Consider the following 22,287-nt stretch of genomic DNA (forward strand, 5'->3'; position numbering starts at 1 on the left):
CATTACTCGATGCCTTGGCTCTTCAGATATTCCTCATAGCCGCCGCGGAAGTCCACGACTTCGTTTTCCTTGATCTCGATGATACGGGTGGCCAGCGAGGAAACGAACTCGCGGTCGTGCGACACGAAGATCAGGGTACCGGCGTACTTTTCCAGGGCGATGTTGAGCGACTCGATCGATTCCATGTCCATGTGGTTGGTCGGCTCGTCCAGCAGCAGGACATTGTGTCGGCCCAGCATCAGCTTGCCATACATCATACGACCTTTTTCGCCACCCGACAGGACCTTGACCGATTTCTTGACTTCGTCGCCGCCGAACAGCAGGCGGCCCAGCGAGGAGCGCACGGCCTGGTCGTCGTCGCCTTCCTTGGTCCACTGGCCCATCCAGTCGGTCAGGTTGATGTCGGCAGCGAATTCCTCGGTCGGATCCTGCGGCATGTAGCCGACGTTGGCGTTTTCCGCCCATTTCACCAGGCCGGTATCGCTGTCCAGGCCCGTGATGTCCTTGCCGCCGATGCAGCGCAGCATGGTGGTCTTGCCGGCGCCGTTGGCGCCGATGATCGCAATGCGTTCGCCCGCTTCGACCATCAGGTCGACGTTCTTGAACAGGGTGCGGTCGTAGGTCTTCGAGATGCCCTGGGTTTCCACGGCCAGGCGGTGCAGCTTTTTCTCGCCGTCGAAGCGCACGAACGGATAGGCGCGCGACGATGGCTTGATGTCCTCGATCTTGATCTTGTCGATCATTTTGGCGCGCGAGGTGGCCTGGCGGGCCTTGGACTTGTTGGCCGAGAAGCGACGCACGAAGTCCTGCAGCTCGGCGACTTTCTCTTTTGCCTTGGCGTTGTTGGCCAGCTGCTGGTTGCGGGCCTGGGTCGAGGCCAGCATGTATTCGTCGTAGTTGCCCGGATAGATCTTCAGGGTGCCGTAGTCCATGTCGGCCACGTGGGTGCAGACCTGGTTCAGGAAGTGACGATCGTGGGAAATGATGATCATCGTCGAATCGCGCTGGTTCAGGGTGTCTTCCAGCCAGCGGATGGTGTTGATGTCCAGGTTGTTGGTCGGTTCGTCCAGCAGCAGGATGTGCGGATTGGAGAACAGGGCCTGCGCCAGCAGCACACGCAGCTTCCAGCCCGGCGCCACGGCGCTCATCGGGCCCTGGTGCAGGCTGATGTCGATGCCGGCGCCCATCAGCAGTTCGCCGGCGCGCGCTTCGGCGGTGTAGCCGTCATATTCGGCGACCTTGCCTTCCAGTTCGGCCGCTTCCATGTAGTCGTCGTCGGTCGCTTCCGGGTTGGCGTAGATGGCGTCGCGCTTGCTCATCGCTTCCCACATCTCGGTGTGGCCCATCATGACCACGTCCAGCACGCGCATTTCTTCGTACGCGAACTGGTCCTGGCGCAGCTTGCCCAGGCGCTCGTTGGCGTCCAGGCTCACGTTGCCGGCGGACGGCTCGAGGTCGCCGCCGAGGATTTTCATGAAGGTCGACTTGCCGCAGCCGTTCGCTCCGATCAGGCCGTAGCGGTTACCGTCGCCAAACTTGACGGAAATGTTCTCGAACAGCGGCTTGGCGCCGAACTGCATGGTGATGTTTGCGGTAGAAAGCATGCTGGGAAAATGGTGAGAAAAAGCGAATCGGGCATTATACCCCGCGCTGCCTATGGCCGCCTAGCGGGAGCCGGCTACGGCGGATGCACTACGTCCGGGCGCGAATTGCAACGAAACCAATTCGCCCCAGGAAAGAGCTGCTGAAGCTCAAGCAATACTTGGCGTAATGACCACGGCGCCCGTCTTGCGCACATGACTGACATTGACTGCCAGCGACGGCTGCCCGTTGGCCGATGCCGCCTCGGCGGCCAACGCAAGATGAATCAGATCTGATGCGGCGCCAAAACTCCCCGCTAAGGCCATCGGCGCCAATCTTCGGGACAACACGTCCAGCTCAGGCAAAACCTGTTCCATGGCCCGGATTACTTCAACACTGCCGGACAGACGATGATCGGTGTCGCTGACGACCATGCCGATTTCTCCCGCTGGTGCCCGTGCTGCAACCATTGCGGCTGTCATACTATCCGGCAGCGTACTGCAATTGGCTTTCCCCGCTGCTCCGCGGTCGGCGGCACGTTGCTGCGCCTGCGCGGCGCCGATTGAGCAGGTGCCGACAAGATTCCATTCCCTGGCGTACGCGCCGCCCACCAGCATCAGACCCGCCCCGCCCTCGGCTGGCACAAACCCTTCAGGCACCGAATTGGAAAACACCTCTTGCAGTGCCACGGGAACGCGCAATTCATCCGGATCCACCAGGCTGTCTGCCGCCAGCAGCAAAGCATGCTGCCCCCTGCCAGCCACCAGATGCGGCGCCAGTGAATTGACCGTCACATAGGCATCGGAGGTCGCTGCGGGCAATAAATGCAATTCATATTTCGAATGACGCCAAGATGAGTGCGCCCAGGCCATCGCAAAACCCTGCAGAGTCACTTCCGACGGCAACGCTTCCGGCTGCAGCAGATAGACCTTGGTCGACACAGACGAGCGAGCCAGCTTTTCTTGCTGGTTGAACAAGGAGTCAAGCACGGTCACCAGCATTGCCGGCACACGCTCGCCACGAGAACGCGTTGCTAACGGGAAACCCAAGGCCTCAAGCGGCAGATCCTGGATTGTCGCGGCATGGACTGGGTGCCCCTCCTCGTTCCGGATTGCGCTGTCCGGCTTGAACGCTTTTTCGCCAGCCAGGCAGCGGGACAGCGTCGCGCCTGCGTCGCCCAATGGCGTTATTGCGCTCCAGGCGGCGATGCTCAGTGGTTCAGATGGGTCTACCGCCGGAGCAGGAACGGCTACGGGCGCCAGTTTAGCATCTGCCGTGGCAGGCGCTGGATCGCCGGACCTAAGCGCACGCAGGCCAGTCCAACACAAAAAGGCTGTCGCGAGCGGTGGCAGCAGCGTGATTACCATGATCGCCTGGGTATCGCCGAGACCTGCCTTGCCGAGCGAGCTGAAGACGCCATCGAGCGACATAAAGCGCAGCAACATGACCCAGAACAGCGCCAGGAGAAGAAACGTCAGCAGCCAGGCGCCGGCGCGCACGACAGGATTGGGGGACGTAAAAAATGCACTCAATTTCAAAATATTAAGCTTGTGAAGCGGTCGACAGGCTGGCAATCAAGGCGCAGCCGCAAGCGCTGCGATGCCCATGTAAAGCCACCTGGCGGCCATCAATAGTAAAAGTCGGCGAACCTTCGACGATTTGATTGGTGCCGTGCCCCGATTTCGGACAATTGACCATATCACCAACCCGCGCGATACCTTTCCCGAGAATGGTATGGGTGAGTGACGCACTGATCACAACGCCGTTTTGCGTGTTCTTATCGCCAAGGCGAATAATAGGGAGAGCCATCAGTCAGTCTTCGATTGAACGCATTAAAAGCCCAAAGCGGCCTTGGACGCCTTCCAACCGTTTTCCACCGCCGACATGCCCGCATCAATGGTGTTGCCGACAGTTTCCGAAACCTGCTTGGTCCCTTCGCTTACCTGGTGCGCCATATCGGATGCGCCTTTCTGGGCTGCGTGCATGAGTTCAGTCGACTTCTTTTCTGCGGCGTTCATCAGCTCGGTCGATTTTTTTCCAGCGGCGTCGGCCAGTTCCGTGGCTTTTCTTTCGGTGGCGTCCGCCAGTTCGGTGGCTTTCTTTTGCACAGTGTTGATGGAGGAAACGATTATTCGCTGACCGGTTTCAACAGTGGAGATCACGACCTCCTTGCTGGTCTGGTAGACTTCGACAGCGTATTTTTCTCCGGCATGTACGGTGTCGATAACGAATTTCTCGCCGACCTTGTAGGTCCGAGTAGCAATGAGCACGCCCTTGTTCCAGGTTTCGACCACGACCCCTTGAGCCGTGTGGTAAACCTTGATGACACCCTCCTTGGCCGCATCCAGACTCTTGTCCAGCCACTGCAAGCCTTGGGCCAGAACGTTGTGGCTCGACTCTGTCATGCCGCGTGGACGGAAATAACTGAACGGCTCGATGCTCATGAGGAAACCGGACTTGGAGTCATGCACCAGGTTTTTAACAAAGCTCACCACATGATCGTTGGCTGTGGCCTTCCACGCCTCCAAGCGCCATGCTTCAGGATCAACTACTTGCCCGTAGTTTTCGCCGATGAAGCGCACAGTCCTCGTGGCTGCCTTTATCGGTGAAACAGTCTTGACGTCGTGCACAATGGCTTTGCCTGGGTTGAGCAATAGTTCCGCTTCGCGCGCCATGCTGTCGTGGCCTATGAGTCGATTTCCTAACGAACTCTCTTTTTGCACCACGTCTGCGGTCTTGATACCTTTGCGGGTCATGGTCCCATATGCTGAATACAAGGCCTTCATGTGCGCGGCTATAACCTGTTCAATGCTGCCGTTCGGCGCCACGCTGGCCATATAGTTGTTATACAGCTCCTGGGTTTTAGGCTCGATCGCAAAGCGCCTGGTAAACAAGGGCTTATTGATTTTCTCAATGTCGCTGAAAGAGTGTATACGCACCCCGGACTTAACTGCCTCACTCATCATGTCGCGCATCGGAATTCGGGCCAAGTTGTTAGTGATGCCCTGATTGGCCGAGTCGTCATTGCCACCATCAGTTGCAAGTGGCAAGTAGCCGCCTCCTACGTCAGAGTGCACGCCGGGATAAACGGTCTCGGTCCAGTTGGAATGCAGCTGGCCTTTCTGACGGATCAAGTCTACCGGAAAAGAAAAACGCAATTCATGGGCGGCCACATAGTGCACGCAACGTTCGCTCTGGCTGGGAACGATGAGATTCTTCTCGGAAAAAAACCCATCCATATTCGCGGAAGGCGCGCCAAACGACGCCACAGTGTCGAACAGCCCCATGAATTGGAGGCGGACCGGAATTTTCTTGTAAGTCAATTGCCCCTGCCGGTCCTTCTTGCAAAGCTTGATAAAGTCGTTTGAGAAGGCGCGCGCCAATGCGGCTCCGCGCGAGAAACCGAAAATCGAAATATTGATGACTTTGATCAGACGATGGCCATCCAATGCCACGCTTAATTCTGCAAAGCTCTTGTCTTTGCTTTTGTCTACATAAGCTTTGGCGACGCCACCCAACTTGCTGGCATTGTTTAATAGCACCTGACGCAGGGCATCATTGACATTACTTTGTCCGAATTCTGTGCGACGCGTACCGCCGCCGCCCCCCGCATTGCCGAATGCCATATCCTGCACGGAAGCTCCAGCCTTATCCAGCCAACCCGTTGCCGTCCCATTAAATGGCGTTCCAACGCCGGAAATGTAAATGGCATGAATATTTTCTTTCCCCTCGAGCGCCTGTGCGGCTAACGTCGCCGAAAGCCACATGCGCGCCACGTTGCTCCACTTCTTTGGCTTTTCGTCGACGTCCTTGTTGTTGCCAGTGCCGTCAAAAAACAGGCTCAGATGAACGACATCGGAGCAGTCCTGTTTTGCAGTCGACTCGCACTCTGGCACATCGCGATTGCAAGCTTGCGCAGCCTGCAATTGTTCATTCTTATCTTCCACGCTTACGAACCTCCGCCAGAATTGTTTCGCCGCGAGGGCTCACCTCCGGGATGTATTGCGAAAAAGTAAATTCCGCTGTATCGTCGGGATAAATATGCACCCCTAGATAGCGGGAATTTGGCGGAACCTGGTGCCTGCTGATGGTCAGGGCATTCTTGGCGATCACAGTGTCGCCGTTGCGTGGCATTCCCTCGGGGCCACCCAGGCACCAACTCAGCTTTTGCGGGCCAAATGGAATTGTTTCACCGGTCATGATGCCGCCGCCGCCGCCGTAAGCGATTGCCGCACCGATGTCGCTGCCGTTCAGGAGCACATCAAAGATCGGCCGGTCCACATAGCTGAACAACACAACGCTCAGCACAATTTCATTACTCATAAATAGATTCCCTTTACAACTGGCAACAAACGGATACAGCAGCGCTGCTCCTGCAAGGCTCCCGAAAAATTTGCGGCGAGTATTCACACTCATGGATAGTGCCCCTTTTTCCCTGTCCGATATAGCAAATGGTCACTTCTTCTTCGTGGGTGGCCGTCGCGAAACTGACGACCACTGCCATTGCTCGGCAAGTTGGAGTTGATAATGAATTTAACGTGCATTCTTTAGGACCTCAGCGAGGATGCTCTCTCCACGAGAAGTACGCTCAGGGATGTATTTTGAAAAAGTCAGCTCTGCCGAATCATCAGGATAGATATGAACCCCGAGGTACCGGGACTCTGCTGGGACCAGATCTTTATTCATTGTCAGAACGTTCTTAACAGTTGCAGTTTCACCATTGCGAGGGGTACCGTCGGGAGCATTGTCGCCAACTTTCACTTTTTCAAGCGAACCACCGAAGCCGCTGTCATGTTTCGACAGATGGGGCGCCGCTTTACTGGCTTGAACAGGTACCTGCCAACGCGCCATAAAATCTCCCACGTGCATCATCGCGTTCCCCTGTTTACAAAGGCTGAGCGTGAAATTGCTCGCTTCCTTAAGCATTCAACGCAGACCGTTTGAGGCAACTTTTGCTTGGTCTTCGTGGAACGTAAGGCTCCGTTGCAACTGGCGGAGAATGGATAAAGCAGCGCCCCACCCGCTAGACCTCTAAGGATTTTGCGGCGTGTCGTCATTCTCATGGGAACTGCTCCAGCGCCTTTGCCAGTGTGATTTCGCCGGACTTCACTTTGTCCAGCAGTTCCACGATGACGCGATCATTCCGCATTTGCTTGCCGTAGATGAATTCCGCGCAGATGTAGTTGATGAGGTCTTGCATGCCTCGCAAATTTAGTCTCCGAGCTGACAGCAAATGTCGCTTCACCCCTAAATACTGCTCAAGTTCTGGCATCCCATGCAATAGCAGCGGCTGATTCTGTTTCATGTACCCCACCAAATTGTCGGGTACGCTTGCCTCGATCAACATCTCCAACTGAATTGGAATCAGCTTGAGCGGCAGGGTGACGTAGTCGGCGTCGCTCTGTCGCGCCTGATCTTCTATTTGATGCTGCTTTCCATCGCGTCCCCAGTACCACCATGCCTGAATTCCCATCAACAATTTGCTGATCTGCCGCGCCGACATCACGGGGCCAGGCACATGCAATGTACTATCGCTTTTCTGTCCGACCAAAGTGCCGAGGATGACCGGATCCCAAAATGCAAAGTGCATTTCATCCCCATCGGGCAGCACAACCTCTGTAAACGCAGCAAGTTGGGCATGAAGCCGCGAAAACTGAAGGGGGCTGGCGATCACGGTGACACTGGCCGGATTCGCAGCAGCGCGACGTGCGATGAGTTGCCAGGCATCCAATTCTGCCGCGAACGGTGGCAAGGCCACCAGATGGGGGGCTGCCTTGCTCAACTCCGGCCCCTGCGCGTCAGGCAGCAAGCATTGGCTGTGCGTTTCGGGTGTCGCCTTGTGAAGCGCAGCCAGCAGGCTTGCATCCTGGGCCGAATCGACAATGGCGTACAGGTGCAATACTGCGGCATCAGGGAGAGTTCCCCAATGATCCAAAAATTCTTTCATGATCTTTATTGCGTTCCCTTGTTCATAAAGGCGGAGCGTGACGTCGCGCGCTTCATCAGGCATTCAAGGCAGATCGCTTTGGGAAGCGTCGGCATGGTGAAAGGCATGGCCTTCGCGGAGGTCAGGCTGAACTCACTTTGATGGATAATCCGCTGGCCGCTGGTCATATCGGTGATGCCAGATCCATTGATCTTGATCGCCGATCCGCCCGCGCCAATCGTGATTTCGTTCTTTGCCCAAATCTCGATGTTCTCGGTCGTGGACATCAGGCGCAGTACTCTCTCCGCAATGATGTCGAGGTTGTCGCTTTGCGCCTGAATCTCGACCTTGCCTTTGGCGGCAAAGAATTTCATGCCACCGTTGTAGGCAAACAGACTGAGCTTTTCCTTGATGCTGGCGACGAAGCTCTTTCCGACAGCCAGGTTGCTGTCCTTCCCCGACGACATTGTTATGTCTTCACCGCTGTGGATGTGCGTGCTCTTGGGCGTCGTCAAGCCAATGCCAGCCTTGGCCGCTGCCAGCAAGATCGGCTCTTTGAAGCGATTGGCTTGCTGCTGTCCATCACCCTTATAGTTGTCCTTGGTTGCCTCGGCAAACTTCTGCAGCGATTCCTGGGCGTCGAGGGCTTCGGCATTGCCCTTGATGCTGGTTTCCGAAAGCGATTTCGCCAGGTTCTGGCTGGTTTCCAGTTGCTGCTCCGCTTCCCGCACGTCCAGTTGCGAGCCAGGTCGGCCGAAGGTGCCGAGGTACAGGCCCTGGCTAGCTGTGACAGCGCCGAACGCGTCGGTATTGAGTGCAAAGCCCGAACCGTAGAATGGGCCGCGCTTGTTACCTTGCTGCCCGACCAGGTAGCCGAGGTTCAGCTGTGCATTGGTATTGGTGCTATAAAGTTGAACGCGGTTCTGGTTGGTGTTGTCATCCATCACCAACTGCGTAAATCCACTACCCTTGTATTCCTTTGATTTATAGCCGGACAGCTTGCCGTCGGTGTGCCAGTCGGGTGCTTGTTCGGTGTTATACACGCGGCCGGTAATGATCGGACGATCCGGATCTCCACCCAGGAAGGTCACGATCACTTCCATCTTGATGCGCGGGACGTGCAGTGCGCCGTAGCCCTGCCCCGCATTAGGATAGCTGACCCTGACCCAGCACGAGGCCTTTTCGTCGCCCGGATTCAAACGGTTCCAGGGAAACTTGATCTTTACCCGGTTGAGAGCGTCAGTATAGATTTCTTCACTTTCAGGGCCCACAACCACCGCAATCTGTGGGTGCATCTCGGGCTTGGCGTGCACCAGCGGGCTGCGGTATTCAACACTCCGGCGCTGAACCTCGATGCTATTGACAAAATAGCCGCTCTGTTCGTTCAAGACCTTGTCGCTGGCGGCAGTCTGGCGCTTGGCATCGGCAATCCTGCTTTCCAGGCTACCGGGGTAGTGATTGACTGTGGTCGAGAACGGCAGATTGTTCTCGATATACCATTGCAGGCGGATGACCATGAATTGCCGGCCTTCTTCCTCATCACTGTCATGATCGGCGTGGTCGGCCAGGCTGAACCAGCGCCCTACGCCCGCAGCCAGGGCAGGTACGCTCGACCAGGCGAAATAGCGCTTGGCTTGGGATTCCCAGGCCTCGACCTTGATCTTGGCCAAGGTATCGCCCCGTTCGCGCTCTAGGTAGGTATAGGGTCCGGTATATTCGTAGACCTCCAGTTGATCCGGCACCGCGCCAAGGCCAGGCTGGGTATAGGTATTTGTGGCCTTGCTATTGCTGGGGGCTTTGTAGTCGTAGGTGACAGTTGAGAGCTGCCGGCTCTGTAACCTGCGCTGGCCGCCCCAATGGGTGACCTTGTTGATCTCATCGCTCTTAGCCCCGCGATGGAATCGGATCTCTCCCGGCACCAACGGCTTCAGTTGGGACACGGAATCGGTAATCACCAAGGTGTGGTTTAAAGTGGACCCGTCAGTCAAGACACTCAGCCGGTTAATTTAAGCTGTGCCCATTTCAACTTCTGCAGCTGGTCGGCGCTGCCCCGTCCTACGCACTTTTTCCTGCTCTAGATCCGTGTCGCCGAACTTGTCGACGATTAGCGCACCGCCGCCATTTCCCGCGCTGTAGACGCGGTTTGGCGTCTCGTATTCCAATGCCTGATGCGGTCGCTCGGTGTTGTAGAAAGCGAAGTATTGCGCCAGTCCCACCGTAAGCTCGGCCATATTGGCGTAGCCCTTCAAGTACACATCCTCATATTTCACGTTGCGCCACAGGCGTTCCACGAAGATGTTGTCCAATGCCCGTCCGCGCCCATCCATGCTGATCGCCACACCTTCGCGTTTGAGCACGTCTGTGAAGGCGCTGCTGGTGAACTGCGAGCCCTGGTCGCTGTTAAACACTTCAGGCCTTCCGTGGTGCCGCAATGCGTCCTCCAGGCAGTCCACGCAGAACGAGGCGTCCATGCTGTTGCTGATGCGCCAGGACAGCACCTTGCGGCTATACCAGTCGATGATCGCCACCAGATATGCAAAGCCTCGCGCCAGCCGAATGTACGTGATGTCTGTCGACCACACTTGATTTGGCCGTATCACCGGAACGCCCCGCAGCAGGTACGGATAGACTTTGTGCCCTGGATTCGGTTTGCTCGTCGCCGGGCCCGGCGCCATTCCCGCCAGTCCCATGTCGCGCATCAGTCGTTGCACGCGCTTGCGGTTCACGCAGTGACCTTGGGCTCGTAAAAACACCACCATGCGTCGGCTGCCATAAAACGGCCGGTTGGTATATTCCCGGTCGATCAAGGCGCGTAGTTCCAGCTCTTCTTCGTCCAAGCACTGTTGTCGGGCCGCTGCTTCCAGTCGCCGGTAGACCGAGGAGCGTGGCACGCTTGCCAGTTCGCATTGCATTGCCAACGGCATGTCATCGCCTTGCTCGATCCACTGCGACCGCTCCGACGGGCTCATTCGCCTAGCTTTTTTTTAAGCCAATCCACCTGCATCTTCAACTTGCCGATCTCGCTGTAGAGCTTATCTTCCGGGCTGCTCTCGTCGACCGGCTTGGGGCCGCGTTTAACGTCAAACAAGGCGCCAGCGTTTTCCAGAATTTCCTTTTTCCACTGACCTACCAGCACAGGGTGCACGCCATACTCCTGCGCGATCTCCGTCACCGTCTTCACGCCGCGCACAGCTTCCAGGCCAACCTTAGCCTTGAATTCTGCGGTGTGCACCCTTCGTTTTTTACCTTCACTCATTTGCTATCATCCTTTCACGGACGACAGCTTAAACCACCGTCTCAAACTCGGGGACCACTATAGTTGGAGCCATCCTGTTCCTGCTCGTGGTAGCAGTACCAGCCCTCGCTTTCCATCAGGCGCATGACGAAATTCCAGTCGCTCTCATACTGCGTGCAGTAGGAACGCGACTGGGCGGGTTCGGCCAGGTCAAAGCGGAAGCGGCCGCCCGCCTGCGGATGCTGGTTGAATACGTCGCTGATAATGTCGTCGGTAGTCTTGTCCTGCCAGATGCGTGCATCCTGCCGGAACCGCAGGAAATGCAACCATGATGAAAACACCAGCTGATAAACCGTGAATTGGCCGTCGTGTCCTAGCATGGAGGCTTGCTGCACGTAGCCGTGGACCGGAAGATATTCGATCGAGCTTGCCTGCCTGATCCAAAGCGTGATTGGCTGAGCGATCAACCGTTTCAGCTCAATGTCATCCTGCAAAGACAAGGCGTCGAGCGTAAAGGTATAACCTTGCCCTAAGCGGTCCTCTCCGACGACGCGGTGGGGCAGCAGCACATCGGTACCCAGGGACGTGTCAAGTTTAAGTAACCTGCCTTGCTGCGATACGCCAAGCAGAACTTGCGCATTTTTCATCCATGACCCCAACCATTTGCATTTGAAGCAACTATTTTATCATTGGCAACTAATGTTTGAATTCAACAGTGCGCGGGGTCTGGACGCCTGAAATGTATTACTGACGCATCCAATCACGCAGCTCGTAGTACCAGTAGGTCAATTGGGCTGCCAGCAGGCCGGCGGGGCCGGCGGTAGTGGGTAAGCCCCAGGCGCCAAACTGCTCGACCTGGGACAGTTCACCCATCAGGGCGGCCGACAGCACGTCGCCCGCCAGCGAAGTTGGGCCGACGCCATGGCCACCGAACCCCATGCCATACCAGACCCCATTGGGCAGTTTGCCAAGCTGCGGCATTTTGTGGCGACCATAGCTCATCAATCCACTCCAGGCGTATTCGACCCTGGTACCCTCCAGTTGCGGATAGACTTTCAGCATGTCGGCATACAGGAGGCGCCCCACATCCTCCGGGCTGCGCGAGCGCACCGAGATCCGCCCGCCCCACAGCATGCGGCTGTCCCGCAATGGGCGGTAGTAATCGAAGGCGAAACGCGTATCGTAGATGGCAGCGTCGGTGGCAAGCGCCTGCGGCATGCGCGCGCCCAACGGCTCTGTCACCATGACATAAGTGGCAATTGGCAGAATCGCGCCGGCCAGCGCCGGATAAAGGCGTTCGATATAACCACCGCAACAGACAACCACTTCATCGGCCAGCACTTCGCCGGCATCGGTGGCGACGCGCCAGCCACCGTTGCTGCGTGCTTCAATTGCGGTCGCGCGGCTACCTTCATGCAGGCGAACACCGCCAGCATGCAGCGCCCTTGCCAGGCCCTGCGCATACTTCAAAGGATGGAAATGAAAGGCATTTTCTTCATACAGGGCGCCGAAATAGCGTTGGCTGCGGGCGCGCTCGGCAAAATCGGCGCGCGAGATGCGCTGCCATTCCACGCCAAGATGTTCCTGCATGAAGCGCTGGCGTTCGTCCAACACGCGCGGGTCGTCGAACCAGTTCGCAAGATAGATGCCGCCGTGCGTCGCATCACATTCGATCCCGTATCGCGTGATTCGGCGCCGGATCTGGTCGACGGCGCCAAGCGTTAGCTGGTAAAGCCGCCTGCCCTGCTCCGCGCCGACCGTCGCTAGCAAGGCTTGCTCGTCGAGCGAATAGCCGCCAAATACAAAACCGCCGTTGCGGCCGGATGCACCGTGACCGACGGATTCGGCCTCCAGCAGCACGACATCGCGCTCGCCATGTTCCATCAGCGACATTGCGGTGGCCAGGCCCGCGAAGCCCGCGCCGATAATGCAGACGCGCGCCCGATGGCTGCCGGACAAGGGGGCGTAGCATTCTCCCGGCGCTGTGGCGCGGTAGTAGCTCTCCGCGCCGGTCATGGCAAGGTCGGATATCCGCTTACAGTCAGGTCGAAGCCGTCGATATCGGTCACAAGGCGAGCTTGCGCGCCAAACGGCAAGGTGCAGCGCTCCTTCACATGACCAAACGGCAGTCCGGTCAGCACCGGTAATGGCAGCAGGCCACGAATGAAGGCCAGCATCGCTTCGAAATCATAGCCATTATCGTGTGCTCCCAACTTATAGCCGGAAAAGTCGCCCAGCACGATCGCCTTCTGGCGCTCCAGCACGCCCGCGTAATGCAACTGCAGCAGCATGCGCTCTACGCGATACGGATGTTCGGCGATATCTTCCAGGAACAGGATGCCGCCCTCGATCTGCGGCCAGAACGGCGTCCCGACCAGATGATTGACCATCGCCAGGTTCCCCCCCCACAGCGTACCCTGGACATCGACCTGCGGATTGCCGACTGCCGTGCCGCGCACCTGGTGGGTCGGACCGCGCAGGCAATCCCAGAACTGCCGCAGCGTGTATTCGACAGGCTCTTCGCGGATGAAGTCATCGCACATCATCGGCCCGGCAAAACTGATCCGGCCAGTGGCCTGGTACAAGCCCATATGGAAGGCCGTGACATCGCTGTAGCCGCTAAACAGCTTGCCGCTGTCGGCCATCCTGCGGAAATCGACGCGCTGCAGGATGCGGCTGATGCCGTATTGGCCGCGCAGCATGATCACGATCTGGCAATCCGGATCCGCCGCAGCGGCATTGAGCTGCGCCAGGCGGCCGTCGTCGGTGGCAGCAAAACGCTGGAATTTGCGCTCGGCGTCGTAATAGTTGTGGACGATGCAGCCCTGCGCTTCAAGGCGGGCAATGCCGCGTGCCAGCGCGGCGTCATCGAGGGCGTAGCCGCCAGGTGCGGCGATGGCAATTCCGGTATTTTTCACCCGGCCATATTACCCCTCAGGTGTTGATCAAGCAAGGTTGGCAGCCTGCCAACCAGGGCGGGCGGCATATCGTGCCCCATGCCTTCGATCAGCTCCAGCCGCGCGCCCGGGATCTGGCGCGCCGTGTCGATGCCGCAAGCGCAAGGCACCAGCGGATCGGCATCGCCATGGATCACCAGCGCAGGACAGCGGATCTTGCGCAGCAGCGCACTGCGATCGCCCGAAGCGGCGATTGCTACCAGCTGCCGCGCCACCCCGTCGCCGCTTACATTGCGCGCCACCGCTGCACCGGCCATCTGGCGCAGCAAGTCGTCCGGCATGGGAAAGGCCGGACTGCCAATAGTGCGGAAAGTATCGACCATCTGCTCCACCACGCGCGCCCTGTGGTGGGCGCTTGGCGTGCGCCGCAGCAGGATGCGGCGCGCTGCCGGCGTCGGCCCCGGCAAGCCGGGACGGCCACTGCTCGACATGATGGAGGTCAGGCTCAGCGTGCGCGTCGGATAGCGCGCCGCCATGATCTGCGACACCATGCCGCCCATCGACACCCCGACAACATGCGCGGCCGCGACGCCGAGCGCATCAAGCAGCCCCACCGCATCGCCAGCCATGTCGTTCAGGGTATAGGGTGCGCGCTGGCGCCAGCCGAAGATGTGGCGCAGGTAGGCCAGCCAGAGGTTGGGCGCACCCATATGGTCAAAGTGGGAAGAAAGGCCAGCATCGCGGTTGTCGTAGCGGATCACGTGGAAGCCGCGCTGCATCAGTCCTTCGACGAATTCACAAGGCCAGGAAATCAGTTGCAGCGCGAGCCCCATGTTCAACAGCACGGCCGGCCCGGCCGGGTCGCCGCTCGACTCGTAGGTAATCGTAATACCGTTTATATCAACGCTGGCCATGGTTCAGCATAGCACCGCAACAGCGGCGCGTGGCGCGCGCTCAAGCGACGTTGTTTTTGCGCACGGCGCGCCGTTCGGCGAAGAAGTCTCTCAGCACCTGGCCACAATCCTCGGCCAGCATGCCGCCTTCCACCTCGGCATGGTGATTCAGCTGCCCGCTCTCGAAAACATTGACCACCGAGCCACAGGCGCCGGTCTTGGGATCGGTGGCGCCATAGACAATGCGCGACAGGCGCGCATGCATCATGGCGCCGGAGCACATCACGCAAGGCTCCAGCGTGACATACAGTTCACAGCCGGGCAGCCGATAGTTGCCCAGCGCTTCGGCAGCCGCGCGCATCGCCATGATTTCGGCATGGGCGGTCGGGTCGTGGCGGCCGATCGGCTGGTTATAGCCGCGCCCGATCACCACCCCATCCTTGACCACGACAGCGCCCACCGGCACCTCGCCTTCCGCCCAGGCGCGACGCGCTTCCAGCAGCGCCTCGCGCATGTACAGCTCATTCGACAATTTCAGCCCAGCAGTTCGGGGTTTCATGCAGCACCAGCTTGTGCAAGTGCAGGCCGGTACCGTAGCGGTCCTTGAAAGCGGCCTTCAGGATGTTCCAGGCTACCGCAGCCAGGTTTTCCACCGTCGGGATGCGGTCGATCACCACGGTCTTGTGGTTGGGCAGCGAGGACAGGAAATCCTTCACCGCGGCATCCTTCTCGTACACCAGGAAGGCGTGGTCCCACACATCGACCAAGTGTTCCTTGGCGATGGTCTTGACGTCGGAGAAGTCCATGATCATGCCGTTGTCGGAATTGCCTTCGGCGTCGATCACCTTGCCGGTCAGGGTGATTTCCAGAGTATAGCGGTGGCCGTGCAGGTTGCGGCACTGGCTCTTGTGGTCAGGAATGCGATGGCCAGCATCGAATTCCAGCTTGCGGGTGATAGTCAGCATTGCTTAAGGGATGTTCAACAGTTTATGGGTTTGCAGGCTCAGTTTCCACTTCGGATTGCGCTTGCAGGTCTCGATCGCCAGCGCGGTATTGAAGGCCGCCAGCGGGCCATCCATCGGCTGCACGAAGAAATTCTCGAAATCCAGGCCTTCATACGCGGCCAGGTCCTGGTCCTTCTGCGGGATCACGACCTTGATTTCATTGCCTTTGCTAACCACCAGCTTCGAGCCCATCTTCGGGCTGACGCAGATCCAGTCCACGCCGGCCGGCACTTCGACGGTGCCGTTGGTCTCGATGGCGATGGTAAAGCCCGCCGCATGCATCGCATCGATCAGCGGCGCATCAAGCTGCAGCAACGGTTCGCCGCCGGTAAACACCACATACTTGTGCCCACGGCCGGGCGGCCACAGGCTGTCGATTTCCTGCGCCAGCGCCTGCGGCGTGGCAAATTTGCCACCGCGTTCGCCATCGGTGCCCACGAAGTCGGTATCGCAGAACTGGCAAACGGCGCTGGCGCGGTCCTGCTCACGACCCGTCCACAGGTTGCAGCCGGAAAAGCGGCAGAATACGGCGGGCCGCCCGGCATGGGCCCCTTCGCCCTGCAGGGTGTAGAAAATTTCCTTGATGCTATATGTCACGGGTGAATCCAGTGGTCGGCAACCCTACATTATAGCGCGTTTCACAAAACGAAACGGCTTTGCGCTTCATCAACATTTATCCCTTGCGGCAGCGGCACAATCAAATTCCCGACGCAGTGAACAACAAACAGGGCCGCCGCCAAATGAATAGTCTCCTCAAGATCTCCCATCTGATGGAAGCACCCTCCCCCGACCAGCCGCAGGGCTTTGCGCTGAAGCTGATGGAACTGCTGGTCATTCCCACTTTCGTGCTCGACGCCCAGGGCCGGGTCGTCATCTGGAACCGGGCCTGCGAGCGCCTGACCGGCGTGCCGGCGCACGAGCTGCTCGGCACCAGCGGGCACTGGTGCGCCTTTTACGCCAATCAGCGCCCGACACTGGCCGACCTGGTGATCGCCGGCCGCACCGGCGAGATCCTGGACCTGTACGACGGCCAGTCGCGCGGTCCGGCTGGCGCCAAGGACAACCTGTGCGCCGAAAACTGGTGTGAAATGCCGCGCACCGCCGGCCGCCGCTACCTGGCCGCCGACGCCAGTCCGATCTACGACAGCGACGGCCAACTGGTGGCCGTGGTGGAAACCCTGCGCGACCTGACCGAGGAAAAGCAGGCCCAGATCGCGCTGGAGCAGTTGGCAACGCGAGACGGCCTGACAGGGCTGGCCAACCGGCGCTGCTTCGACCACACCCTGCTGGCCGAATGGCAGCGCGCCTTGCGCCAGGCGCAACCGCTGTCGCTGCTGATGGTCGACGTCGACAACTTCAAGCAGTACAACGACGCCTACGGCCACGTCGGCGGCGACGACTGCCTGAAGCGCATCGCCGCCGCCGTGGCGAGCGAAATGCGTGCCAACGACCTGGTGGCGCGCTACGGCGGCGAGGAATTTGCCGTGATCCTGCCCAACCAGTCGCTCAAAGGCGCTGCCATCGTGGCGGAACGGATACGCTGCCGCGTCGAAGCGCTGCGCCTGCCGAATATCGGCGCGGCCCAGCACTATGTCACGGTCAGCATCGGCGCGGCCACTGCGATTGCCTCCCACGAGCACCAGCCGGCGCAGCTGGTGGCGACGGCCGATGCGGCGCTGTACCGCGCCAAGCACATGGGGCGCAACCGTATCAGCTTGCCCGGCACTTAGCGCTTGCCGCGCCGTCCAGCATGGCGCGGTTGCGGCCGGCCCGCTTGGCTTCATACAAGGCCCTGTCGGCCGCTTCCAGCGCGCTGGCCGGCGTGTCGTCGATATCCGGCGACAGCGAGCACAGGCCGGCGCTGATGGTGACATGCGGCGCCACCGGCGAGGCGGCATGCGGCATGCGCAGCCCGGCCACATGCTCGCAGACCCATGCCCCGTAGCGCTGCACCTCGTCCACGCAGCTGTTTGGCAGCAGCACCACGAACTCCTCGCCGCCGTAGCGAGCCACCAGTTCGCCAGGCCGGCGCGTGCACTGCGCCAGCGCTTGCGCCACGGCGCGCAAGCATTCGTCGCCCGTCTGGTGGCCGTAGTGGTCGTTATACAGCTTGAAGTGATCGACATCGACCAGCGCCACCCCCAGGGCAGCCCCCTGGCGCCGGTGCCGCGCCAGTTCCACCGCGAACTGCTCGTCGAAATAGCGCCGGTTGTGCAGCCCGGTCAGGCCATCCTTGTGGGCCAGCGTGTCGAGGCTGGCCAGCGCCGCCTGCAGGCGCAGGTGGGTGCGCACCCGCGCCTGCACTACCGGTCCGCTCAGCGGCTTGGTGATGAAATCGACGGCGCCGGCATCGAGGCAGGCGATCTCGCTCTCCACGCCGCTGCTGGCGGTGACGAAAATCACCGGGCAATGGCGCAGGTCGGGGTCGGCCATGATGCGCTCGCAAACGGCAAAGCCGTCCATGCTCTTCATCTGCAGGTCAAGCAGGATCAGTTGCGGGCGCTGGGCGCGCGCAATCTCCAGGCCCGCCAGGCCATTGGTGGCAAACAGCACCCTTGCCTGCTCGCGCAACATGGCGCTCATGAGGCGGATAGTGTCTGGGTTGTCATCGATGATCAGGATGGTGCTTTCCATGCTTCCTCATTCAGGACGTCGAGCGCGGTACCGAAGTCCAACGCTTCTATTGCTGTTTCCAGTTGGGCCGCCGCATCGTCGCCGCGCTGGCTGGCCAGCTGCGGCCGCAACTGGCGAAACTGTTCGAGCGCATCCAGGTCCTGGCGGCGCAGCATGTCGACCAGTGTCTGCATCGCACTCTGCAAATCCTCCTGCACCCTGGCGGCGGGCGCCGGCTGCTCCAACTGCAGCCAGCGCGCGCCGGCCTGCAGCGTTGCCGACAGCGCGTCTTGCACCAGCGCGAACTGGCGGCCGATGGCTGCCGCGTCGCCTTCGCGCAGGGCTTGCTCGGCCGCCACTGTGGCTTCCGAAAAATTGCGCGCGCCCAGGCTGCCGACACCGCCGCGCAAGGCGTGCAGCGCGGCAGCCGCGCCGGACGCATCGCCCGCTTGCCAGCGTGCCTGCGCGGCGTCGAACTCGGCTTGCGACTGGCGCACCACGCGCTCCACCAGCGCAACGATGTTCTGCCGCTGCGGCCCATGGCCAATCACGGACAGCAGCTTGCGGATGGCGAATACGCCGGGCTGCTGGTCGGCGTCGGCGTCGGCCGCCGGCCCCGCGGCCGCCGCTGACGGCGTGGGTGTCGGCGTCGGCCGCCGCGCCGCGCCGCCCAGGTGGGCCGCGATGGTGGCCAGCATCCGCGTGTAATCGACGGGCTTGGGAATGAAGCCGTCCATGCCGCACTCCAGGCACTTGGCTTGCTCGGTATCGAGCACGCCCGCGCTCATCGCCAGGATCGGCAGCCGCAAGCCCATCTGCCCGCGCAGGATGCGGGTCGCTTCGAAACCATCCATGACCGGCATCTGGACGTCCATCAGCACCAGGTCGAAGGCCGCCGGGTCGACGCGCAGCAAGTCCACGGCCTGCTGTCCATGCTCGGCCACCGTCAGCTGCGCGCCGGCCGGCTCCAGCACGCCGCGCGCCACCACCTGGTTGGTCGGGTTGTCCTCCACCAGCAGGATGCGCGCGCCGCGCAGCACGCTGGCGTAGGCAGCCTGCACGGCTTCCTGCGCCGCTAGCGGCGCGCCGCCCTGCTGGCGCAAGCCCTGCAACAGCAGGCGCAGGGCAGCGGGCAGCACCGGCTTGGCCAGCGCCGCCGCCTCGCCCGGCAAGGAATTGCGGTCCAGGCTGCGGTTCAGCGCCACCAGGCACATGCCCTCGAATGCTGCCGTGCCTTGCGCGTCGAGCAGCACCGAGTCGACCAGGGCCACGTCCCAGCTTCCCGTGTCGGCAGCCGGCGCTGCCGCATGCGTTTCCACCACGCAGCCCCATTGCCGCAACTGGCCCTCCAGGTAATGCAGGGTCGGCACATGGTCGTCCACCAGCAGCACGCGCAGGCCGGCCAGCACGCCGCTGGCCAGATCGCCGGCGCGCTGGCGACGCGCCACCTGCAGCGGCAGCGACACCACGAACTCGCTGCCGCGTCCCGCTTCGCTGCTGACCGTGATGGTGCCTCCCATGAGCTGCACCAGCTGCTGCGAAATCGACAGTCCCAGCCCGGTGCCGCCGAAGCGGCGCGCGGTCGAGGTGTCGGCCTGCTCGAAGGGATTGAACAGCCGCCCCACTTGTTCGCCGCTCATGCCGATCCCGCTGTCGCTGACCACCAGTTGCAGGATCTCCATGGAGCTGCCGGGCGCACTGCTGCCGATGTGTACCCGCACCTCGCCTTCGGCCGTGAACTTGATCGCGTTGCCGACCAGGTTGAGCGCCACCTGGCGCAGGCGCTGCAAATCGCCCACCAGGCTTTGCGGCATGTCCTGGTCGAGCGTGAGCAGCAGGTCGAGCCGCTTGCCGACGCTGGCCGACTGCATCGCCGCCGCCACCGCCTCGGCCAGTTCGTCGACCTGGAATGGCGCCGCCACCACGGCCAGCTTGCCGGCCTCGATCTTCGACAGGTCGAGGATGTCGTTGACCAGTGCCAGCAGTGCGCTGCCGGAGGCGCGGATCAGGCGCACATATTCCCGCTGCTCGGCGTTCAGGGGTGTACGCTCCAGCAACTGGCCGATGCCGAGCACGGCATTCATCGGCGTGCGGATTTCATGGCTCATATTGGCCAGGAAAGCGCTCTTGGCGCGGCTCGCTTCCTGTTGCTGCAATTCGGCCTTCTTGCGCGCCGTGATGTCCAGCGCCACGATGTGGAAGCCGCACACTTCGCCCTGCACGTCGGTGTCGGGAATGTAGTCGGTCATGAAATGGCGCTGCCAGCCGGCGCGCTCGGTGTCGGTCTCGAAATGCACCCGCTCGCCGCGCAGCGCCGCCGCCGCGTGCGGTTCGATTTGCCGGTACGGGGCCTCGCCCAGCACTTCCTTCATGCTGCGCCCGATCATCGCAGCCGGGTCGATGCCCAGCAAGGTCTGGTAGCTGCGGTTGGCAAAGCGGAACACCTCGTCCTGGTCGACATAGCCGATGGCGGCCGGATTGTGGTCGGCCACCGTGCGCAGGAAGTGCTCCTTGTCCGCCAGTTCCAGCTGGGCGCTGGCCAGGGCCGAAAGCTGCTCGGCCGCCGCCTCTTCGCTGCGCCGGCCCTGCGTGGCGTCGGTGACGAATACCGCATAGGCCTGCGCCCCATCGGCCGCGTGGCGCCGCAGCGTCAGCTCGGCGTCGAAGCGTGCCCCGTCGCGGCGCCAGCCCGTCAGCGCCACCGGCTGGCCGACGCTGCCGTCGCCCAGGCGCGCCAGCAGGCCGCTGCCGGCCTGCAGGAATTGGTCGACCGGCTTGCCCAGCACCTCGCTGCGCTGCCAGCCGAAGATTTCACTGGCGCGCCCGTTCCAGTCCGTGACGTTGCCGTTTTCGGTCAGGCCGATAAAGGCTTCCTGGGTCGCATCGAGCATGGCGCACATGCGCGCTGCCACGGCCCGGCCCTCGCCTTGCGCGCGCGCCAGCTCCGCCACGGCTTGTTCGAGTTGCTGTTGCAGTCCCGCCTTGTCGTGCGCCAGTTGCCGCGCCTCGCCACCCTGGCGCTGCAGCACGGCGTTGCAGGCCGTGCGCAAGGCCTCGAGCTCGCTGAAGCTGCCCGCCAGGGGCGGCACTTCGCTGGCGCCGCCCTGCTCGACCAGGCGCAGCGCCGCCTGCGCCTGCTGCACCGGCTGCAGCACTGCGCGTCCGGTACGCCAGCCGATCAGGGCGAACAATAGCGCCAGCGCCATCCCGCCCAATACCACGCCTGCCTGCAGCCGGCGTACCGGCGCCAGGGCGCTGTCGACATCCTGCCGCACCAGCACGGTCCAGCCCAGCCCGGGATAGCCGTCGTAACCGCGCGTGCGTCCATAACCGACCAGGTAGTTGCGCCCATCGGCCCAGCGCTCTTCTACGTAACCGGCATGCTGCAGCCGCGCCTGCGCCAGGGCGCCGCCTTGCAAAGGCTGTTCGAGCAAGGCGTCCGGGCCTGCCAGCACCTTGCCGGCGCGCGAGACCACCATCACGCTTTCGCCCAGCAGTTCACGTGCCCAGTTCCAGTGCAGGTGCACGCCCAGCACGCCGGCCGGGCGGCTGGCGCCGTCGTAGTACGGGAAAGCCAGGTCCAGCACGCGCAGCGCGCGCCCGGCGCTGGACGGCAGCAACTGCCCAAGCTGCGGATCGGCGTGTACGTCGTGCACGTACACCCCGCTTGGCGCGTCGGCCCACCACGGCTGTCGCGACACGTCGGCGCCCTCCAGCACGGCGCCGGTGGCAACCGTGACCTTGCCGGCCGCGTCGGCCAGTCCGATCCAGGCATACAGGGGATAGGTGCGCTGCAGGTCTTCCAGCAGGTGGCGCCGCTGCGCCACGCCCAGTTCGCCCGCCGCGGCGCCGGCGCGCCGCGCCAGCAGTTGCACTTCGCGATAGCGTTCGAACATGGCGGCATCGAGCTGGTCGGCGTTATCGCCGGCGCGCTGCGCCAGGCCATGGCCGATGCTGCGTTTGAGCTCGTCGGCAGTGCGCCAGCCCAGCAATGCTGCGGAGAGCAAGGTCAGCAACAGGACTGCGATCGCCAGCAATCCGGCCAGCACCGTCCCCAGCCCCGCCGGGCCAATCCTGTGCCGCAGGGAAGGACGTTCAGGCAAGGCTTCGTCTGGCATGGCGGCTCCGGTGATCCGAA

General features: G+C 61.3%; 19 protein-coding genes. 1 reads left to right on the forward strand and 18 read right to left on the reverse strand.

Annotation, left to right across the window (positions count from 1 at the left end; all coding sequences use genetic code 11):
* Positions 1-2: 2 nt before the first annotated feature.
* From ACN9MZ_RS16375 to queE, 16 genes are all read right to left on the reverse strand, one after another.
* The gene (locus ACN9MZ_RS16375; protein WP_426338042.1) at positions 3-1,604 is read right to left on the reverse strand and encodes an ABC-F family ATPase; all 1,602 of its coding nucleotides are present in this window, start codon (positions 1,602-1,604) and stop codon (positions 3-5) included.
* Between the two features lie 147 nt (positions 1,605-1,751).
* Positions 1,752-3,119: a hypothetical protein gene (locus ACN9MZ_RS16380; protein WP_426338043.1), complete on the reverse strand. Its 1,368-nt coding sequence runs from the start codon at positions 3,117-3,119 to the stop codon at positions 1,752-1,754.
* A 4-nt stretch (positions 3,120-3,123) separates the two neighbouring features.
* The gene (locus tag ACN9MZ_RS16385; protein WP_426338044.1) at positions 3,124-3,390 is read right to left on the reverse strand and encodes a PAAR domain-containing protein; all 267 of its coding nucleotides are present in this window, start codon (positions 3,388-3,390) and stop codon (positions 3,124-3,126) included.
* Between the two features lie 23 nt (positions 3,391-3,413).
* On the reverse strand, positions 3,414-5,528 hold the full coding sequence (locus ACN9MZ_RS16390) for a T6SS phospholipase effector Tle1-like catalytic domain-containing protein (protein ID WP_426338045.1): 2,115 nt from the start codon (positions 5,526-5,528) through the stop codon (positions 3,414-3,416).
* A complete protein-coding gene (locus tag ACN9MZ_RS16395; protein ID WP_426338046.1) occupies positions 5,518-5,997 on the reverse strand; it encodes a hypothetical protein in 480 nt (159 codons plus the stop codon). The genes ACN9MZ_RS16390 and ACN9MZ_RS16395 overlap by 11 nt, the downstream gene beginning before the upstream one ends.
* A 117-nt stretch (positions 5,998-6,114) precedes the next feature.
* Positions 6,115-6,432 carry a hypothetical protein gene (locus tag ACN9MZ_RS16400; RefSeq protein ID WP_426338047.1) on the reverse strand — a complete coding sequence of 106 codons (318 nt, stop codon included), beginning with the start codon at positions 6,430-6,432 and terminating at the stop codon, positions 6,115-6,117.
* A gap of 208 nt (positions 6,433-6,640) precedes the next feature.
* On the reverse strand, positions 6,641-7,591 hold the full coding sequence (locus ACN9MZ_RS16405; protein ID WP_426338048.1) for a DUF4123 domain-containing protein: 951 nt from the start codon (positions 7,589-7,591) through the stop codon (positions 6,641-6,643).
* Positions 7,534-9,495 carry a type VI secretion system Vgr family protein gene (locus ACN9MZ_RS16410; RefSeq protein ID WP_426338049.1) on the reverse strand — a complete coding sequence of 654 codons (1,962 nt, stop codon included), beginning with the start codon at positions 9,493-9,495 and terminating at the stop codon, positions 7,534-7,536. The genes ACN9MZ_RS16405 and ACN9MZ_RS16410 overlap by 58 nt, the downstream gene beginning before the upstream one ends.
* Positions 9,496-9,513: 18 nt before the next feature.
* Positions 9,514-10,763 (reverse strand): IS3 family transposase gene (locus ACN9MZ_RS16415; protein WP_426338050.1). Its coding sequence is split into 2 segments (ribosomal slippage): positions 9,514-10,478 and positions 10,478-10,763, totalling 1,251 coding nucleotides; the frame shifts between segments, so codons are not numbered across the junction.
* A gap of 41 nt (positions 10,764-10,804) precedes the next feature.
* The gene (locus ACN9MZ_RS16420; RefSeq protein WP_426338051.1) at positions 10,805-11,389 is read right to left on the reverse strand and encodes a type VI secretion system Vgr family protein; all 585 of its coding nucleotides are present in this window, start codon (positions 11,387-11,389) and stop codon (positions 10,805-10,807) included.
* 97 nt (positions 11,390-11,486) lie between these two features.
* The gene (locus ACN9MZ_RS16425) at positions 11,487-12,758 is read right to left on the reverse strand and encodes an NAD(P)/FAD-dependent oxidoreductase (protein WP_426338052.1); all 1,272 of its coding nucleotides are present in this window, start codon (positions 12,756-12,758) and stop codon (positions 11,487-11,489) included.
* Complete coding sequence (ldcA, locus tag ACN9MZ_RS16430; RefSeq protein WP_426338053.1) at positions 12,755-13,660, reverse strand: muramoyltetrapeptide carboxypeptidase; 906 nt, start codon at positions 13,658-13,660, stop codon at positions 12,755-12,757. The genes ACN9MZ_RS16425 and ldcA overlap by 4 nt, the downstream gene beginning before the upstream one ends.
* A complete protein-coding gene (locus tag ACN9MZ_RS16435; protein WP_426338054.1) occupies positions 13,657-14,553 on the reverse strand; it encodes an alpha/beta fold hydrolase in 897 nt (298 codons plus the stop codon). Before ACN9MZ_RS16435 ends, ldcA begins: the two co-directional genes overlap by 4 nt.
* A gap of 40 nt (positions 14,554-14,593) precedes the next feature.
* A complete protein-coding gene (tadA, locus tag ACN9MZ_RS16440) occupies positions 14,594-15,091 on the reverse strand; it encodes a tRNA adenosine(34) deaminase TadA (protein WP_426338055.1) in 498 nt (165 codons plus the stop codon).
* A complete protein-coding gene (gene queD, locus ACN9MZ_RS16445; protein WP_426338056.1) occupies positions 15,054-15,497 on the reverse strand; it encodes a 6-carboxytetrahydropterin synthase QueD in 444 nt (147 codons plus the stop codon). Before queD ends, tadA begins: the two co-directional genes overlap by 38 nt.
* A gap of 3 nt (positions 15,498-15,500) precedes the next feature.
* Complete coding sequence (queE, locus tag ACN9MZ_RS16450) at positions 15,501-16,133, reverse strand: 7-carboxy-7-deazaguanine synthase (protein WP_426338057.1); 633 nt, start codon at positions 16,131-16,133, stop codon at positions 15,501-15,503.
* A gap of 143 nt (positions 16,134-16,276) precedes the next feature.
* Between queE and ACN9MZ_RS16455 the strand changes: the two genes are divergently transcribed.
* Complete coding sequence (locus ACN9MZ_RS16455) at positions 16,277-17,266, forward strand: diguanylate cyclase (protein ID WP_426338058.1); 990 nt, start codon at positions 16,277-16,279, stop codon at positions 17,264-17,266.
* Here ACN9MZ_RS16455 and ACN9MZ_RS16460 read toward each other — a convergent pair.
* Together ACN9MZ_RS16460 and ACN9MZ_RS16465 are read right to left on the reverse strand one after the other, a co-directional pair.
* The gene (locus ACN9MZ_RS16460) at positions 17,247-18,170 is read right to left on the reverse strand and encodes a diguanylate cyclase domain-containing protein (RefSeq protein ID WP_426338059.1); all 924 of its coding nucleotides are present in this window, start codon (positions 18,168-18,170) and stop codon (positions 17,247-17,249) included. The two genes, ACN9MZ_RS16455 and ACN9MZ_RS16460, sit on opposite strands and share 20 nt — an antisense overlap.
* Complete coding sequence (locus tag ACN9MZ_RS16465; RefSeq protein ID WP_426338060.1) at positions 18,152-22,267, reverse strand: ATP-binding protein; 4,116 nt, start codon at positions 22,265-22,267, stop codon at positions 18,152-18,154. Before ACN9MZ_RS16465 ends, ACN9MZ_RS16460 begins: the two co-directional genes overlap by 19 nt.
* Between the last annotated feature and the right edge of the window lie 20 nt (positions 22,268-22,287).

The sequence above is a fragment of the Pseudoduganella sp. S-14 genome (assembly GCF_049913285.1).
Classification (GTDB): Bacteria; Pseudomonadota; Gammaproteobacteria; order Burkholderiales; family Burkholderiaceae_D; genus Rugamonas.